15 protein-coding genes are annotated in these 15,360 nt (G+C 60.8%); 6 read left to right on the top strand and 9 right to left on the bottom strand.

Going from position 1 to position 15,360, the window contains the following annotated elements; translation table 11 throughout:
- Positions 1-18 precede the first annotated feature (18 nt).
- Positions 19-489, top strand: a complete 471-nt coding sequence (locus JFU48_RS03865) for an A24 family peptidase (RefSeq protein ID WP_201135891.1) — start codon at positions 19-21, stop codon at positions 487-489.
- Positions 490-615: 126 nt separating this feature from the next.
- Positions 616-1,404, top strand: a complete 789-nt coding sequence (locus JFU48_RS03860) for a response regulator transcription factor (protein WP_045122702.1) — start codon at positions 616-618, stop codon at positions 1,402-1,404.
- Positions 1,405-2,215: 811 nt separating this feature from the next.
- Here the strand turns inward: JFU48_RS03860 and JFU48_RS03855 are convergent.
- The 8 genes from JFU48_RS03855 to cpaB are packed head-to-tail and all read right to left on the bottom strand — an operon-like array spanning position 2,216 to position 9,668.
- On the bottom strand, positions 2,216-2,488 hold the full coding sequence (locus tag JFU48_RS03855) for a DUF3613 domain-containing protein (protein ID WP_201135890.1): 273 nt from the start codon (positions 2,486-2,488) through the stop codon (positions 2,216-2,218).
- A 10-nt stretch (positions 2,489-2,498) separates the two neighbouring features.
- Positions 2,499-3,221, bottom strand: coding sequence for a tetratricopeptide repeat protein (locus JFU48_RS03850; protein ID WP_201135889.1), 723 nt, complete (start codon positions 3,219-3,221; stop codon positions 2,499-2,501).
- A gap of 23 nt (positions 3,222-3,244) precedes the next feature.
- A complete protein-coding gene (locus tag JFU48_RS03845; protein ID WP_003221315.1) occupies positions 3,245-4,129 on the bottom strand; it encodes a type II secretion system F family protein in 885 nt (294 codons plus the stop codon).
- A gap of 1 nt (position 4,130) precedes the next feature.
- A complete protein-coding gene (locus JFU48_RS03840) occupies positions 4,131-5,015 on the bottom strand; it encodes a type II secretion system F family protein (RefSeq protein ID WP_103520871.1) in 885 nt (294 codons plus the stop codon).
- An 18-nt stretch (positions 5,016-5,033) separates the two neighbouring features.
- Entirely contained in the window at positions 5,034-6,302 is a 1,269-nt protein-coding gene (locus JFU48_RS03835) for a CpaF family protein (RefSeq protein WP_003221319.1), read from the bottom strand.
- On the bottom strand, positions 6,299-7,489 hold the full coding sequence (locus JFU48_RS03830; protein ID WP_003221323.1) for an AAA family ATPase: 1,191 nt from the start codon (positions 7,487-7,489) through the stop codon (positions 6,299-6,301). The genes JFU48_RS03835 and JFU48_RS03830 overlap by 4 nt, the downstream gene beginning before the upstream one ends.
- Complete coding sequence (locus JFU48_RS03825) at positions 7,486-8,709, bottom strand: type II and III secretion system protein family protein (RefSeq protein WP_045122276.1); 1,224 nt, start codon at positions 8,707-8,709, stop codon at positions 7,486-7,488. The genes JFU48_RS03830 and JFU48_RS03825 overlap by 4 nt, the downstream gene beginning before the upstream one ends.
- A 20-nt stretch (positions 8,710-8,729) precedes the next feature.
- On the bottom strand, positions 8,730-9,668 hold the full coding sequence (cpaB, locus tag JFU48_RS03820; RefSeq protein ID WP_201135888.1) for a Flp pilus assembly protein CpaB: 939 nt from the start codon (positions 9,666-9,668) through the stop codon (positions 8,730-8,732).
- Positions 9,669-9,999: 331 nt separating this feature from the next.
- Between cpaB and JFU48_RS03815 the strand changes: the two genes are divergently transcribed.
- The 4 genes from JFU48_RS03815 (at position 10,000) to JFU48_RS03800 (ending at position 13,517) form a co-directional block, all read left to right on the top strand.
- Entirely contained in the window at positions 10,000-10,215 is a 216-nt protein-coding gene (locus JFU48_RS03815; protein WP_003221330.1) for a Flp family type IVb pilin, read from the top strand.
- 30 nt (positions 10,216-10,245) lie between these two features.
- On the top strand, positions 10,246-10,452 hold the full coding sequence (locus JFU48_RS03810) for a Flp family type IVb pilin (protein ID WP_003221332.1): 207 nt from the start codon (positions 10,246-10,248) through the stop codon (positions 10,450-10,452).
- 71 nt (positions 10,453-10,523) lie between these two features.
- Complete coding sequence (locus JFU48_RS03805) at positions 10,524-10,931, top strand: response regulator (RefSeq protein WP_201135887.1); 408 nt, start codon at positions 10,524-10,526, stop codon at positions 10,929-10,931.
- A gap of 186 nt (positions 10,932-11,117) precedes the next feature.
- Positions 11,118-13,517: an autotransporter family protein gene (locus JFU48_RS03800; RefSeq protein WP_201135886.1), complete on the top strand. Its 2,400-nt coding sequence runs from the start codon at positions 11,118-11,120 to the stop codon at positions 13,515-13,517.
- 169 nt (positions 13,518-13,686) lie between these two features.
- Here JFU48_RS03800 and JFU48_RS03795 read toward each other — a convergent pair whose 3' ends face one another.
- A complete protein-coding gene (locus tag JFU48_RS03795) occupies positions 13,687-15,357 on the bottom strand; it encodes a ShlB/FhaC/HecB family hemolysin secretion/activation protein (RefSeq protein WP_201135885.1) in 1,671 nt (556 codons plus the stop codon).
- Positions 15,358-15,360 lie beyond the last annotated feature (3 nt).

The raw sequence follows: 15,360 nt of genomic DNA, 5'->3' as shown, positions 1-15,360 counted from the left end.
ACGGACGGTTTTTACCGAATGCTCAGCTTCACCCTTCTTGTCTGGCTGGCCATGTGTGCCGCCTTCGACGCCCGCCAGCGGCGTATTCCCAACGTTTTGACACTCGGTGCAAGTGCGCTCGCGCTGGGGTATTTGCTGTGGACCGGCAACACCTGGCTCGGCGCCGATGCGGGGCAGGGTGGTTGGGCTTTTCTGATTGCGCTGGTGCTAACACTACCGGGGTATTTCATGGGTCGCATGGGGGCCGGCGATGTGAAATTAATGACAGCACTGGGGCTTGCGACGGACGGTCTGTTCATTCTTGGCGCGTTTATCGGCGCCGGCCTTGCGAGTTTGATCTGGCTGCTGATAGCGCCAAGACTCTGGCTGCATATGAGTCAACGAGTTAGAGAACATCTTCGTTATCTGGAGCCGGAAAAGTCAAAAAAGCTGCCATTTGCACCGTTTGTGCTGATCGGTGTATTGCTTTCGATACATTGGATCCATTAGTCGCCCGATGCCACTAGTCCTATGTACATAGTCGGAAAGTGCGTCTACTTTCAAATGAGCAGGTTATACAGCCAAAGTCTGGCAGTACAGGAATGGTCAGCTTTGGCCTACGGCATGGAGTGGCACGTGAACAAGCTTACGTCTGCGATAAAAGTCCTCGTGGTTGACGATCAGCCCTTGATCGTGGAGGAGTTGTGCGAGTTTCTCGAAAGCAGCGGTTACCGCTGCGTACCCTGTGAATCCAGTCAGCAGGCGATCGCGCGCTTCAGTGAAGACGCCGATATCGGCCTGGTGCTGTGCGACCTGCACATGCCGGACATGGATGGCATCGAGTTGGTGCAGGCGCTGCAGCGGATCTGCGGCAAGCATCGGGTGTTCGAGGCGATCATGCTCACCGGGCGCGCCGATAAGCAGGACGTGATCAAGGCGTTGCGTGCCGGAATTGCCGATTACTATCAGAAGCCGATTGTTTTGACGGAATTGCTCGAGGGCTTGCAGCGTCAGGAGCAGGCTTTGCACGAACGGCATAAAAATGTGCAGTTGGGGCATTTGAATCAGAAGCTGCAATTTTTGTCCGAGTCGATTGATGACCTTTATCAGGATCTCGATAAGGTTCGGCGCAGTCCGGCGGCGGTGGTTCGTGATGTGATGGGTGGGGAAGCGCCCGACAGCGAGCAGCAGGAAATGCCGGAGATCTTTCAACAACTGTCGCCACGCCAGCTCGATGTGGCGCGGTTGGTGGGCAAGGGGCAGACCAATTATCAGATTGCCTGTGAGTTGGGGATTACCGAGAACACAGTGAAGCTTTATGTGTCGCAGGTTTTGCGGTTGACGCATATGCATAACCGGACGCAGTTGGCGTTGGCGTTGTCTCCCGGTGGGTCGGCTTTGCGGCAGCGGGTGACGGCGCATTGACCTTGGCGGCCTGTGGGCCGGCCATGTTCATGGGGGGTTTTTGGGGGGATCCGTTGCTGCGGGTGTTGCGGCTGGTGGTTTCGCCCTGACGGCGAGTCACTTTTTCCAGACGCCGAAAAAGTAACCAAAAAGGCTTGCTCCTGCGTTCGGCCCGCTCGCTGGGGCTCGGGGTCCCTTCGCTGCGGGATCGATCCGGGGGCAGCGCCTCCGGTTTGCTTCGCTGCACCTCCTCTCGCTGTGTTTGGCTGCGCCAAACGGTCGCTGCGCTCCCACCCCCGGATCAATCCCTCCACTCAGCCTTCCGACGTCGCCCGTGGATCAAGATCAAGATCAAGAGCTGCAGCCGAGCTTGCGCTCATCCTGTTGAGTGGGGCGGCTTCGCCGCATGGTGTGTGCGCTTGCTAAATTGTAGGAGCCAGCCTGCTGGCGATGGCGGCCTCACAGCCGACCAGCCTTCACAGGCCACACCCCATCCCATTGTGGGAGCGGGCTTGCTCGCGAAGGCGGCCTGACAGCCGCCCAACCTTCACAGACCACACCCCATCCCATTGTGGGAGCGGGCTTGCTCGCGATGGCGGCCTGACAGCCGACCAGCCTTCACAGACCACACCCCATCCCATTGTGGGAGCGGGCTTGCTCGCGAAGGCGGCCTGACAGCCGACCAGCCTTCACAGACCACACCCCATCCCATTGTGGGAGCGGGCTTGCTCGCGATGGCGGCCTGACAGCCGCCCAACCTCCAACAGGACACACCCCATCCCATTGTAGGAGTGAGCCTGCTCGCGATGGCGGTATGGCGGCCAGCATCAAATCACTTGTTGGTCTCGATCTTGCCGCCCGCATCCGGGTCGTAGAAGTCCGGAATTTCGTATTTGTACTTTTTCAGCCAGCGCTGCATCGCCAGTTCCCGTTCAGCGGCGGTGGCGGTCTGGGATTTTTCCGAGGCGGCTTTGTTGCGGCTTTGCAGCAGCAGCCAGCCTTCGGTTTCCTGTTGCTGCGCGGAGGCCGGGCCGGCGTCGATGGCGAAGGCGCTCAGCGGCAAGCTCAACAAGCTCAGGTAGCACAGGCCTTTGAGTGCGTTCATGGCTGTCTCCTTATTTGATTGTCGACGTTTGCGGATCAGCCGCTACCGCCACTTGATTGCTGGTCGCCGGTTTCGCCGGGATCGGCGTTTTGAGTTTTTCCGCGCGTTCCTGGGCTTCGGTGAATTGCGCCGGGGTCAGTTTGGCGCGGCTGACGATTTCGGCGGCTTGTTGCCAGTTGTTCTGGTACAGCAGCAACGACACCAGGTTCATCGTTGCCAGTTGATTGTTCTGCTTGAGTTCGATGGCGGTGAGGAATTCGAAGCGGGCGTCTTCGAGGCGTAGTTGGTTGAGGTAGACCACGCCGAGGTCGTTGCGGATTTTTTCGTCGGTGGGGGCCAGGCGTGCGGCGCGTTGCAGGTGGGCCTGGGCCTGGCCGTTGTCGCCGCGGGCGGCGTAGAGCTGGCCCAGGCCGTGTTCGGCTTCGGCGGTCAGGCAGCCGCCGAGCAAACCGCGGTACAGCGGCTCGGCTTCGCTGCGGCCGAGCAGGCGGTAGACCTTGGCTTTGCGCAGGCGCACTTCGCTCAAGTTGTCGGGCATGCTCTGCAGGTTGGCGAGGCTGGCGTGCAGTTTGCCGTCGTTGGCCAGATCGTCCGCCAGGTTCAGGGACAGCTCCTGTTCAGAGCTCAATTTGCTGCAACTGGACGGTGACAGCATCGCCGTCCACGGCGCCTGGCCGTCGGTGGCGCAACCGCCGAGCATCAACAGACTTGCCATGACAATCAGTACTTTCATCAAACGCTCTCCATGAGCCCACGTCAGTTTGCAAACGCCCTTGAAATGGCAGTGAAACCGGGACCGGCCAGAACGATCAGCAAGGCCGGAAATAGAAACAGCATCATCACCACCGACATCTTTGCCGACATTTTCGACACGTACTCCTGCAGCCGTGTCAGGCGTCGGTCGTCGAGCAATTGCTTGAGCGACAACAGCGATTTCATCGCGCCGCCGCCCTGTTGAATCAGTTGTTGGAGGATCACGCAGGTGTCGGTGAATTCGTCCACTGCGAGCATCACGGCGGTCTTGTTGAGTTCCTGGCCGAGCTCCAGGCCCGAGTCGACGCGGCTGAGGATCAGGCGCAGTTCGGTGGTCAGTTCCGGCAGCAGTTTTTGCCCTTCGGTGCTGAGGACACGCAGCGCCTGTTCGACCGCCATGCCGGATTCGAACAGGATGCGCAGCAGCGGAATGAATGTCGAAATTTCTACGGCGATGATTTTCTGCCGGCGCGCTGCGGCGTACGCCAGCAGCCGTTTGGGCAGCAGGTAACCGGCGCCGGTGGCGAGCATCGGCACTAGCCAGCCGTTCGGCGCGTGGGGGAAGAACACTTCTCGCAAAAACAGTCCGACACCCAGCGCCAGCAGCGGAGTGCCGATCTGACACGCCGCGTACAACGAACGCTCGCTGGCGCGGCGCCAGCCGAGGCGGCTGAGCAGGGTCTGGGTTTCGCTGTCGATGCTCACCGAGCGTCGGCCAAACCGGCTGTTGCCCAAGGCGCGCAACCAGTTGCCCAGGCGGCTTTCGCGCACCAGGTTGCCTTGCAGGCGTTGAGTCACCTGGCGCTCGCGGCGGCGTTCGGTCAGCAAGTGGTTGGCCACCAGCAAAAACGCACCGAGCAACAACATGAGGGCGACAAGAAAGATCATGTCAGACGCTCCGCAACATGCGCCACAGCGCAAGGCAGCCGAGCACCTGCAGCACCAGTGCGGCAATCAGCATGGTCTGGCCACCGGAGTCGTGCCACATGCCGAGCATGTAGCCGGGATTGGTCAGCATGAAATAACTCACCAGTATCACGGGCAGCGCGCCGAGCACCCACGCGGTCATTCGGGTTTCGCCGGTCATCGCGCGCAATTGGCGAGCGCCCTGATCACGTTCGCGGATCAGTTTGATCAGGTTCTCCAGCAGCTCGCTGGCGTTGCCGCCGTAGCGGTGATTGACCTTCAGGCCCAGGGCAAACATGCGCAGTTCGTCTTGCTCATAGAGCTCGGCGAAGTCGCTGACGGCGTCCGGCAGATTGACCCCCAGTTGCACGTTGCGTTGTACCCGGCCCATGGCAGTTTTCAGCGGATCGTCGCTGGCTTCGATTCCGCCCATGACCGCGTCGCTCAGGGTGCGGCCGGACTTGAGGCTGCGCACGGTGTGATCAAGCAACTGCGGCAGTTGCTCGATCATGCGTTTGAGCCGGCGGCGGTACAGCCACGAAATGTACAGGCGCAAAATCACCGGCGGCACGAGGAGCGCCACCAGCAATCCGATCCAGTGGCCCAGCAGGTAACCGAGCAATATGGCGATGGCCCACAGGCTCAGCCACAGGCCGAAACGCTCGGTCGGGCGGCCCAGCCCGGCGCGCAGAAACATTCGCTCAAGGCCCACCCATCGGGTTTTTTCCACAGCGATCTGCGGTTGGCCGGCGGCGAGTCGATTGAGTACCTTTTCGTTGGCGGTCTTGTGGATGCCATGCAGGAACAGGCGGATCGACAGCCCGAGCAGAATCAGACACATGATGATGAGAATGACCGGTCCAAGCATGCTCGGTGCTCCTTGCCGTCAGCCCGGATGGGCGTCGTTGCGCAACTTGTCGCCGGCCGGGTTGACGGCTTCGCGCAGGAAGCCGAAACCGGTGCGACGGTCGAGGCGGAACAGGGTGTTGGTGACGTAGACGTCCTCGCGGATACCGACCACTTCCACCACTTCACTGACGCAGCGGCGGCCGTCGGGCATGCGGGTCAACTGAATGACCACGTCGAGCGCCGCGCAGATCATCTGGCGCAAGGTGCGTTCGGCGATCGTGCGGCCGGTAAGGCCCACCAGCGTCTCCAGTCGCAGCAAGGCATCCTGCGCGTTGTTGGCGTGCACGGTGCTCATCGAACCGTCGTGGCCGGTGTTCATTGCGGTGAGCACGTCGACCACTTCGACGCCGCGAATCTCGCCGAGGATGATCCGGTCGGGACGCATCCGCAGGGCGTTGCGGATCAGGTCGCTGGCCTTCACTTCGCCGTGGCCCTCGGCATTCGGCGGACGGGTTTCGAGGCGCACGACGTGCGGGTGGCCGAGTTGCAATTCGGCGACGTCTTCGATGGTCACCAGACGCTCATGAGGGTTGATCAGCTGGCTGAGGATATTCAGCAACGTGGTTTTCCCGGTGCCGGTCCCACCGCTGATGAGGATGTTGCAGCGCTTGCCCACGGCGTCCTGGAAGAAGTCGAAGATCGCCATGTCGATCGTCTGCATGGCCATCAGGTCGGTGCTTTTGAGCATGTCCTTGCGAAACTTCCGGATCGACAGACACGGGCCGTCGAGAGCGATCGGCGGGATGATCGCGTTGACCCGGCTGCCGTCCGGGAGGCGTGCGTCGACCATCGGTGAAGACTCGTCGAGGCGTCGCCCCAGCGGTGCGAGAATTCGCTGCATGACCCGTTCGACGTGGTGTGCGTCGATGAAGCGCAAGTCACTTTGATGCAGCACGCCGTCGCGTTCGATGAATACCCGATGCGGGCCGTTGACCAGGATTTCGGTCACCGACGGATCGCGAAGCAACACCTCCAGTGGGCCGAAGCCGGTGAGTTCGTCGACGATTTCTTCGGCCAGCCGCTCCATCTCATAGCGGGAAATCGCCAGGTGCAAACGGGCGATGTATTCGGCGACCTTGTCGGTGACAAATTGCGCCAGCTGCTGGCGCGAGCCTTCCAGCAGGTTTCTCCCCGACTCTTCGATGGCGTCGATGATGTAGCGGTGCAGCACCAGTTTCAGGCCTTCGTGATCGGTGTTGCCGAGACCTGCGCGTTGCGGTGCGCCGAAGAGTTTTTCCGCGCTCATGAGGAACCTCGCAAGCGGTCGAACCAGGTGACTTTCGGTTTGGCCAGACCCTCGGAGCGTTTGGCCAGGCGTTCACCGAGGGTGCGCAGGCTCTGGGTGAGTTTTTCCCGGGGCGCCAGTTCGAACAGACTCACGCCCTGATTTTTCGCGTTGAGCCGCACTTCAGGGTTGAACGCCAGTACCGCAATGACTTCCAGATTGAAGGTCTTGCCGAGGGTTTCCGAGCTCGGCGCCACGTTGCTCAGATAACGGTCGATCAGCAGGCGTCCATGATCGAGTTTCATGCCTTTTTCGCGCCACTGGTTGAGCACGGCGAGGTTGCGGCGGCAGTTGAGCACGTTCTGATCGGTGTACCACAGCAGCTTGTCGCAGTGGCTGACGAAGGTGCGCAATGCTTCGCTGTCGGCTTGCCCGGTGAGGTTCACGACGATGTGCTGGAAGTGCTGGCGCAGCGCGCTGAGCAACATATACAGCTCGGCGGCGCTGGTGTTTTCCAGTGGCTCGTCGTTGCTGGCGTAGGCGAGAATCCGCAGGCCCGCTTCGGCGCTGGTGAAGGCGCTGTCGATGAGTGTGGCGTCGAGTCTGCGCAAGTGGCGCAAGGCATCACCGAAGTGAAACGAACTCTCCAGCCCCAACAGGGCAAGGCTGTCGCCGCGGGGCAGGCCGAGGTCCAGCAGCAAGGTTTGCTGCCCGCTCTTTTGCACCACCAGCGCCATGTGATTGGCCAGCAACGCGCCGTCGGAACTGCTCTGCACGCCGTACATCACGGTCAGGCCGCCCAGTTGCGTGTTGGGTGCCACGGGTGGCAGGCGTTTGCTCAACCGGCGCACCAGTCCGGCAACCTCGCTGGAGCGCGAGCCATAGGCGACGAAGTCCCGGGCACCGGCACGCATCGCATTGAGCACCAGTTGATTGTCCATGCCGTCGCCCAGCGCGACGATCGCCAGCATCGGCTTGGCTTCCAGCGCGCCTTCGATCAGTGCGCTCTGCGCCACCACGTGCTCGCGGTCGAGGCCGACGAACACCAGGCTGGCAAAGGTCACGTCGACCAGTGCCAGCAGTTCGTCGAGGCTGCCGCCACCGGCACTCACCACTTGACCGAGGGGGGCGAGGGCGCTTTGCAGCCACTCCAGATCGGTGCTGTTGCGGGTGATCGCAAGGAAGGTCTGGCTCAGGCTCTGGCTCATTGCGACAACCCGCTGCGTTTGTCGAAGTTGCCGTTTTCGAGGAAGAACATGCGGTAGAAATTCGGGTCGTAGTTGCGCAGTTTTTCCCCCGGCAGCGACGGCAGTTGCGCATCGGCCGCCAGTGGCTGTACCAGATGCGGCGTGACGATCATCAGCAGTTCGCGCTCTTCGCGCTTGATCTGCGAGCCTTTGAAAAAGGCACCGAGCACCGGGATATCGCCCAGCCCCGGAAACTTGTTCACCTGCGAGCTGTTGGTGGTGCTGATCAAGCCACTGATCACAAAGCTTTCGCCATCGGCCAGCGAGACGCTGGTGTCGGTGCGGCGAATGGTCAGGGCCGGAACGGTGGTGCCGGCGATTTGCACGGCGTTGCTCAAATCCAGTTCGCTGACTTCCGGTGCGACCTTCAGCGCGATGCGGTCGTGACTGATGACGGTCGGGGTGAGGGTCAGGCGGATGCCGAACTCCTTGTATTCGATCGACACGTTGTCGCTGCCGGAACTGGGCACCGGAATCGGGATTTCACCCCCGGCCAGAAAGCTCGCGCTCTGCCCGCTCAGTGCCACCAGGCTCGGCCGCGCGAGGGTGTAGGCGAAGCCACTGCTTTCCAGGGCGTTGATGATCGCCATGGTCTTGCCGCCGATCCACGAGAAGTTGAACAGGGTGTTGTCCACCGGCAGTTTCGGGGTCGGTACACCGTCGATGGGCGGCAGCGTACCCGGGGAGCCGAACAGGAAATTGCCACGGGTGCCGATCAGCGAGGCGGTGGCTTCTTTGAGTTTGGTGCGGCTGACTTCGACGAAGCGAATGTCGGTCTGCACTTGCGAGGGCAGCGTCGGATCATCGGAAGGCATCCGGCTGGCGTTGGTCAAGGCAGCGGTGGCGCTGCCTTGAACAAACACCATGCTCTGGCGGGGTTCGCTGGAGCATGACGTCCAGACCATCAGACTGGTGGCGCCGGGGGCGACCCCGGTCAGCAGAAAAGATGAGTGACCGGTGTCGTGCACGTCAGCGATTTTCGGGTCGCCGATTGCCACGCGGGTGATCGTCACTGGCGACTGGATGTCCTGTTGGAATCCTTCGCCGATCTCGATCACCGGGGGCATGCGGGAAAGCGCCGAGCAATTGCCCGTGGCCGCGAAGGCCGCGTTCATCGACAGTCCCGTCAGTATCAAGGCCCGGAGTACAGGTTTTAATATCGGCCTGAATCGACTCTGCATGCACTTGGATCCTTGCTCAGTCATGGGGCTTGTTGGGAAATCTGATTGCCGCGAATCACTTCCATCGCTTTGCGCGCAGCGCCGTGTTCAGCGCTGGATGGCGCTTTCGGGCCGCTGCCCAGCGCCAGTTGGGTGAACTGGAAGAGTTGGCTGTTGGCGTTGTCCAGGTGCGCCGGCGACTGCGTTTCGCCGGCCCAGTATTTGGCCAGGCGCTGTTCTTCGCTGCTGCGCACGGCCAGCCGCAAGGTGCCGACCTGGGTGGCGAGCATCATCCGGCTCAGCAATTGCTCGGGCACCGCCAGCACCACGGTGCGCGCGGCGATCCGGCGTTGATCCTGTTTGATTTTGTCGTCGCTGCTCAGGGCCGGTGTGGCGGGTTGACCGTCGTTGGTCAAGCCGTATTGGTCACCGACGCCGAGCACGCGCAGGGCGGGCACGACAACCTGCGCCGACTGTTGCAGGTTGCTGCTGTCCTGACGCAGGTACAGCAGCACATCGACATAGTCGCCGGGAATCAGTTGCCCGGCGCCGCCGATCACTTCATCGATTGCCACGGTCAGCGCGCGTTCATCGCTGTGGATCATGCGGGCCAGAGCACCGCCGGCGTCGAAGCTTTCGTCGTTCAGCCAGGTGCCGGCAGACAGCGGCCGCCAGGGTTTGCGGCCAACGACCTGATCGACACTTTTAAGGCTGCCGGCCGGTGCGTTGCGCAGCTTTTCCACGGTCACGTCGGCGGCAGTGAGTGAGGTGAACGGCGGCACATCGTGCAGCAGCACCACCACGGGTTGACGGGTCTGGTCTTCGGCGACGGCAACGGTTTTTTCAACAGTGGCGACCGGGGCGGCGGGCGCTTCGGCAACAGGCGCCGGTTGACGACTGAGCACCAGTCCCCAATAGCCGACAAAAATTGCTCCCAGCAGAAGTAATGCTGCAAGGCCCATGGTGATGCGACTGTTCATGACGGCTCTCCCTTTCCTGCTGCACTACAAGCCCGTATTTCCTGACAAGGGAATTTCGCATTCAGGCAGCTATGAACATGCAACTATTTCGCTATTTCCAAGCTAGCTGATCCAAGCCAAAACGCCATTACTGGCCGGAAAATAACTCACTAAAGTATGAGCATTCGCCAATTAACAGTTGAACTAAGCGTCACGACCAACTGATTAATTCTTTGTGATTAATCCGTTCTTACAGTTGTTGACCGGAGGTTTGTTGACAATGCTCAGATAGCACGGTGGAGGCTTTGCCGCTGTAGCGTTAGCGGCGCCAGAGGCGCAAAGGAGTGGACGTATGTTTCAGATGATCATCGACTATATGGTGGCCAGAACCCGGCTGTTCGTGAAGAACGAAGAAGCGGCGTCGGCAATTGAGTACGCGATAGTGGTGGCCATGGTTGCCGTTGTCGTCGTGGCGTTTGTGACACCACTGGGCAACCGCGTCCTGCAGTACTTCAACGATATTCTGGTCGGACTGGGTGGCACCGCGCAAACCCGTGCAACACCATAGTCGCGCTGCCAATCCCTGAGGAGAACGGTGATGTTCTTTGAGTACTTGAAGATGCGTGCCCGGGGCTTTTTCTCCAGTACCGAAGCTGCCTCGGCGATCGAGTATGCAATCGTGGTCGCGATGGTAGCGGTCGTGGTGGTGGTCTTTGTCACGCCCGTCGGTGCCAGAGTGCTGATCATGTTCAATAATCTGCTGGTGGCATTGGGTGGTACGGCGGTAACGGCACCCACGCCCTGAGCGGGATAAAACTCGCACTTGGCGACTGTCGCACTACACTCTGTTCCACCCTCGGTTTTCAGGTATTGCCCATGACTGCTTCCTCGATCCCGCGCCAACAGTTGCTTCTGGTTGACGATGAAGAGGACGCGTTGCTCGAGTTGGCGGAGTTGCTGGAGGGCGAGGGGTTTGTCTGCCTTACCGCGACATCGGTGAAGCTTGCGTTGCACCATCTGACCCGGCATCCCGATATTGCGCTGGTGATTACGGATCTGCGCATGCCGGAGGAGTCCGGCATGTCGCTGATCAAGCGTTTGCGCGAGCACACGTCGCGTCAGCATTTGCCGGTCATCGTGACGTCCGGGCATGCGGATATGGAAGATGTCAGCGACATGCTGCGCTTGCAGGTGCTGGATCTGTTTCGCAAGCCGATCTATCACGTCAGGTTGCTTGAGACGCTGAACAATCTGTTTCCCATTCCCAAGGTAAATGTCGGCTGACGCGCCTTGCGCCTTTCACCAGCTCTTTGATTATTGGCGCCAATCCTATGACATTTTGATGGTGTCTAAATGATGGCTCCTGTAAATTCCCCCGCGCCTCGCCGGTTCTCTCTGGCTGGCCGGTAGGGATGCCATCATGAATGTGTGAACCCTGCTGAACTGTTTTGTTCTGGAAGGGATTCTCACTTGAATATCGCATGCCTGCGCCGCTCCCTGCTGGCGCTCTCCATCACCGCCGCCACGTTGCACGCCTCCCTCGCAGCAGCGGCCGGCGCCAACCTCAATTACGACTTGAGCGGCGGATCGCTGAACAGCAATCTGCAGAACCTGGGTCTTGTCGACTTGAGCGGCAACGGGACGATCGCTCCCGGCTCACCGGCGACGCTGACCTACGGCGCGCAGTTCGCGGGGCTGAATGCAGACCAGTTGCGTAACAACGGCAACATCCGGATTGACGGTGCCAAATTCGGCGTGGGCATCAGCCTGAACTCTGCCGGTGCGGTGGCGAGCCATATCGCCGGCGCACTGATCAACAATGGCTCCATTGCGATTCACGGGTTGCCTGACGCTGGCACTTCCACCGGTATTTCCGATCTCGGCAGCACGCTGGGCAACTCATTGGTCAATAGCGGCAGCATCGACGTCAGCGGCCAGACTGCCAGCGGCCTGTCGCTGGTACATACCAGCATGACCGGGCTCAGCAACCGAGGCACCATCAGCGCAAGCGGTACCGACGCATTGGGCGTTTTGCTCGACGGCGCGACGCTGAGCCTGTCGGTCAACAACACGGGGACAATCCGTGCAACCGGTGCCAATGCCGAGGCATTGGTATTCGAGGGGGTCAAGTTCAGCGGTCCAGTAGGTGCCAACGCCACCGCACTATGGAACGGCGGAACCATCTCCGGCGAGGATATCGGTGTGCATGTCAGCGACCAGACCAGTGGCGCCCTGCCTTTTGGCATCTATCAAATGAACGGGTTGATCGAGGGGGGCAAGGCGGCGATCCAGGTCGATGACGGCGCGAGCTATTTCTATTTTTATGGCGGCGCTGTGAAGGGTGATCTGCTCGGGTTGTCCGGGGTCAAGGTTGACGGCGATGCGACTTTCGACGGCTCAACCATCCGCTCCGGCTACGTCACCATCGAAGAGGGCACGCTGACCCTGATGAAGCCTCACACCACCTTCATCGGCGACTTCGACATGGAAGAGTCCAACTCGGTGCTGGAGATGTACCTGGGCAACGACACCAATCCGGCGTTGCCGGTGCTGAAAGTCACCGGCACCACCGATATTGCCCCGGGCGCGCAATTGCGCCTGCTGGCTCGCTCCAGTGATTTTCGCGTAACCCCCGGCGGTACCCGCTACACCCTGATCAGCTCGGGCAATCTGGTGGGTGGCAACAACCTGAGCGTGACATCGAGCTCCGCGCTGCTGGACGTCAAGAGCTTTGGCGTGGTCGGCAACGACATCACCAGTGTGGTGACGACCAAGTCGAGCGAGGAACTGGCCGAGAACACGCTGGCGGTCGGTGGCAGTGGTAATGCGGCGACGAAGGTGGGGCATGTGTCGGCGCTGCTGGCGCGCCTCGACGAGCAGGATCCGGTATTCCAGGCCTTCGCCAATGCCGGCACCGATGTCGAGCTGGCGCGACTGGGTGAATCCCTCAACCCGGATGTCAGCCGCGGTGTACTTCACGCGGCCACCAACAGCCAGACGCTGGTCTCGGGCGTGATCAATGATCGCTCCAGTCGCGCGCGTTCAGCCACCGGAGCCCCGGAAAAAGGCGTGTGGCTGCAAGCCCTGAGCAGCGATGCCAATCAGGATGAGCGTCGCGGTGTCGCCGGTTATGACGCCGACAGCCACGGGATCGCGGTCGGTGCCGATGGCCAGTTGAATGCCGATACCACGCTGGGTTTGGCCTACAGCTACCTCGATACCGATGTGAAGTCCGATCTGGGCAACAAGACCCAAGTCACTGGTCATGCGCTGACGTTGTACAGCAACTGGGTGCATGACAACTGGTTCGTCGACTCGTCGCTGATGTACGGCTGGAACGACAATGAATCCAGACGTTACATCGCCGGCACTCGGGCCAAGGCGGATTACGACAGTGACGTATTTGGCATGAGCGCATTGGCCGGTTACAGCCTGCGGCTGATGCCTGATGTGGTGCTGGAACCCCAGGTCGGCGCACGCTATGCCAATGTGGGCATGGATGCCTATCGCGAGAAGGGCAGCTCGGCGTCGCTCAACGTCGGCAGCCAGCGTTACGAAGTCGGTGAGATGGGCGTCGGTGCACGCCTGGCTGCAGCGTTCGACGTTGGCAGCGGTAGCCTGGAACCGGAAGCCAAGCTGATGGCCTGGCATGACTTCATCGGTGACAAGGTCAGCACCACTTCGGCCTTCGTGCTGGGTGGTGAGTCGTCCGTCAGCCGCGGTACCACACCGGTGCGTGACAGTTATGAACTGGGTCTGGGCGCCAACTACCGGATGGGCGCGTGGAGCGTCGGCGGTTCTTACAACTATCTGACTTCGAGCGGTTTCGACTCCGACAGCTTTACTGCGAAGGTGCGTTACGCGTTCTGATCCACATCGCGTAAAACCTGTGGGAGCGAGCCTGCTCGCGAAGGCGTAGTGTCAGTCGGCAAAAATGCTGGCTGATCCACCGCTTTCGCGAGCAAGCCCGCTCCCACAGGGATGTGCGCTGCAATGTGAGAGCAAGCGGTCTGTCCGCTCAGTTGATTGATCTGATTTCCTACAGCTGATAGCTGAAACTGATGCTGTACCTCATCCGGCGGTTGTAGGTGTCCAGTGCTTCATCGGCCATCGGCTTGGCCGCTTCCAGCGCAATGTTGTAGTACTTGGCATCGCCAAAGCGCAGGCCGACGGCCGCCGATGACAGGTCGTTGCTCTGCACCGCCAGTTTGTTGAACCAGGTTTTCGAACGGTCCAGCACCACGTACGGCTGCAGGATGCGCACCCATTTGCCGTCGCGGTTGAAGCTGTAGTTGACCTCGTAGGCCGCCCCCCAGCCCTTGTCCCCCGACGCCTGATCGTCCGGGTAGCCACGGCCGAAATTCTGCCCGCCGAACACCGCACGCTCACTGTCGGGCAGCGTGTCATCACTCCAGTACAGCGCCGCCGACAGCACGCCCTGCCAGTTGTCGAAGAACTTGTCGCTCTGTACGCCGGACAGGCGCATCCGGAAAAAGTTGATATCCAGATCCGGGTTATTGGTGTGCGCGCCCATGCCGTCGATGCCCTGGTACAGGCCCGCGCTGAGAATCCGTAGTTGCCGGGCGTCTGACTTGCGCCAGTCACCTTCGATGGCGACGGCGCGGATGTCGGTGCGTTCTTCGACACTCAAGGGGTAGCCGACGACGTTATAGCGGGTGGTATCGTCGACCGCATAAAGCCTTGCGCCGGCGCTGAGCAACTCGTTGGGCGAAGCGATGATCGGGTGACTGAAACCGATAGAGTAGCGATCGTCTTCCTGATGCGGCTTGAGTTCCAGACCGTTATCCAGTTGCACGTTGGTGCCCGGATCGGCACGGTAGCGCGAGGCAAACAGACTCAATTGGGTGCCTTCGCTATTGAGGAACTGGTTGTAGTCCAGGCGATAGTAATGCTCTGCGTCGTGCCCTGGCGGAAACAGGCCGCTGAGGGTCAGTTGTTCGCCCATGGCCGTTTGCGAGTTGCTGCTCACGCCGAGCAATGCCTGAGTGCCGTTACGATTGTCTTCGGTGGTGCTCAGGGTGCTGGTGAACGGTTTGCGACTGGCCTGGGCGACCAGGGTCGTGGCACCGTCGGTGGTGCCGGGCGGAGGCACCTGGGCCTGTACCGTCACTCCGGGAATGCGGGTCATCAGTGTGGTATAGCGCTCGAAGGTCTTGCGGGTCAGCGGCCGTTCGGCCTGGATCTTCGCCGCCAGTTTATCGAGCAGGCCTTTGACCCGGCCGACGTCGCCCTGCATCTGGATATCCCTGACGTAGCCTTCCACCAACACCACCCGCGCTACCCCGTCGTCGAACTTTTGTTGAGGCAAGAACGCGTAGGACAGCAGATAACCGTCCTGTTGGTAGCGGCGGGTGATGTTGCGGGTGGCTTCGATCAGGTCGGCAAGGCTGGTCTGGTGACCGATCAGGGGTTTGTAGATCTCGGCCAGTTCGCCGAGCGGATAGATCGTCCCGCCTTCAATCTGCACCGTCTTCAGGGTGATTCTGGTTTCCATCATCAGCGGCTGGGCACTGGCCGCGCCGGGTTCCGGCACTTGCACCGGGGTGGTGGCCGGGCGATAGGCATCGGCCGGCAGATTCGGCACGGGCAGATTGCGAATGGTTTCGTTGCTGTTGAGAAAGCTGGGGAGGGTGTCGGCGAAAGCGGCGGAACTGAGACTGAGGAACAGCAGGGATGCCATTACGCGCATAGG

The sequence above is a fragment of the Pseudomonas sp. TH49 genome (genome assembly GCF_016650625.1).
GTDB lineage: Bacteria > Pseudomonadota > Gammaproteobacteria > Pseudomonadales > Pseudomonadaceae > Aquipseudomonas > Aquipseudomonas fluorescens_H.
The sequence above is the reverse complement of the archived record's forward strand: the minus strand, read 5'-3'. Positions and strand labels throughout refer to the sequence as shown.

Excerpts from the sequence above, each read along its gene's own strand:
- JFU48_RS03825 (WP_045122276.1), bottom strand. The coding sequence starts at position 8,709 with ATGCAGAGTCGATTCAGGCCGATATTAAAACCTGTACTCCGGGCCTTG.
- JFU48_RS03795 (WP_201135885.1), bottom strand. The coding sequence starts at position 15,357 with ATGCGCGTAATGGCATCCCTGCTGTTCCTCAGTCTCAGTTCCGCCGCT.
- cpaB (WP_201135888.1), bottom strand. The coding sequence starts at position 9,668 with ATGAACAGTCGCATCACCATGGGCCTTGCAGCATTACTTCTGCTGGGA.
- JFU48_RS03805 (WP_201135887.1), top strand. The coding sequence starts at position 10,524 with ATGACTGCTTCCTCGATCCCGCGCCAACAGTTGCTTCTGGTTGACGAT.
- JFU48_RS03810 (WP_003221332.1), top strand. The coding sequence starts at position 10,246 with ATGTTCTTTGAGTACTTGAAGATGCGTGCCCGGGGCTTTTTCTCCAGT.
- JFU48_RS03840 (WP_103520871.1), bottom strand. The coding sequence starts at position 5,015 with ATGCTTGGACCGGTCATTCTCATCATCATGTGTCTGATTCTGCTCGGG.
- JFU48_RS03835 (WP_003221319.1), bottom strand. The coding sequence starts at position 6,302 with ATGAGCGCGGAAAAACTCTTCGGCGCACCGCAACGCGCAGGTCTCGGC.
- JFU48_RS03815 (WP_003221330.1), top strand. The coding sequence starts at position 10,000 with ATGTTTCAGATGATCATCGACTATATGGTGGCCAGAACCCGGCTGTTC.
- JFU48_RS03830 (WP_003221323.1), bottom strand. The coding sequence starts at position 7,489 with ATGAGCCAGAGCCTGAGCCAGACCTTCCTTGCGATCACCCGCAACAGC.
- JFU48_RS03850 (WP_201135889.1), bottom strand. The coding sequence starts at position 3,221 with ATGAAAGTACTGATTGTCATGGCAAGTCTGTTGATGCTCGGCGGTTGC.
- JFU48_RS03865 (WP_201135891.1), top strand. The coding sequence starts at position 19 with ATGCTCAGCTTCACCCTTCTTGTCTGGCTGGCCATGTGTGCCGCCTTC.
- JFU48_RS03845 (WP_003221315.1), bottom strand. The coding sequence starts at position 4,129 with ATGATCTTTCTTGTCGCCCTCATGTTGTTGCTCGGTGCGTTTTTGCTG.
- JFU48_RS03855 (WP_201135890.1), bottom strand. The coding sequence starts at position 2,488 with ATGAACGCACTCAAAGGCCTGTGCTACCTGAGCTTGTTGAGCTTGCCG.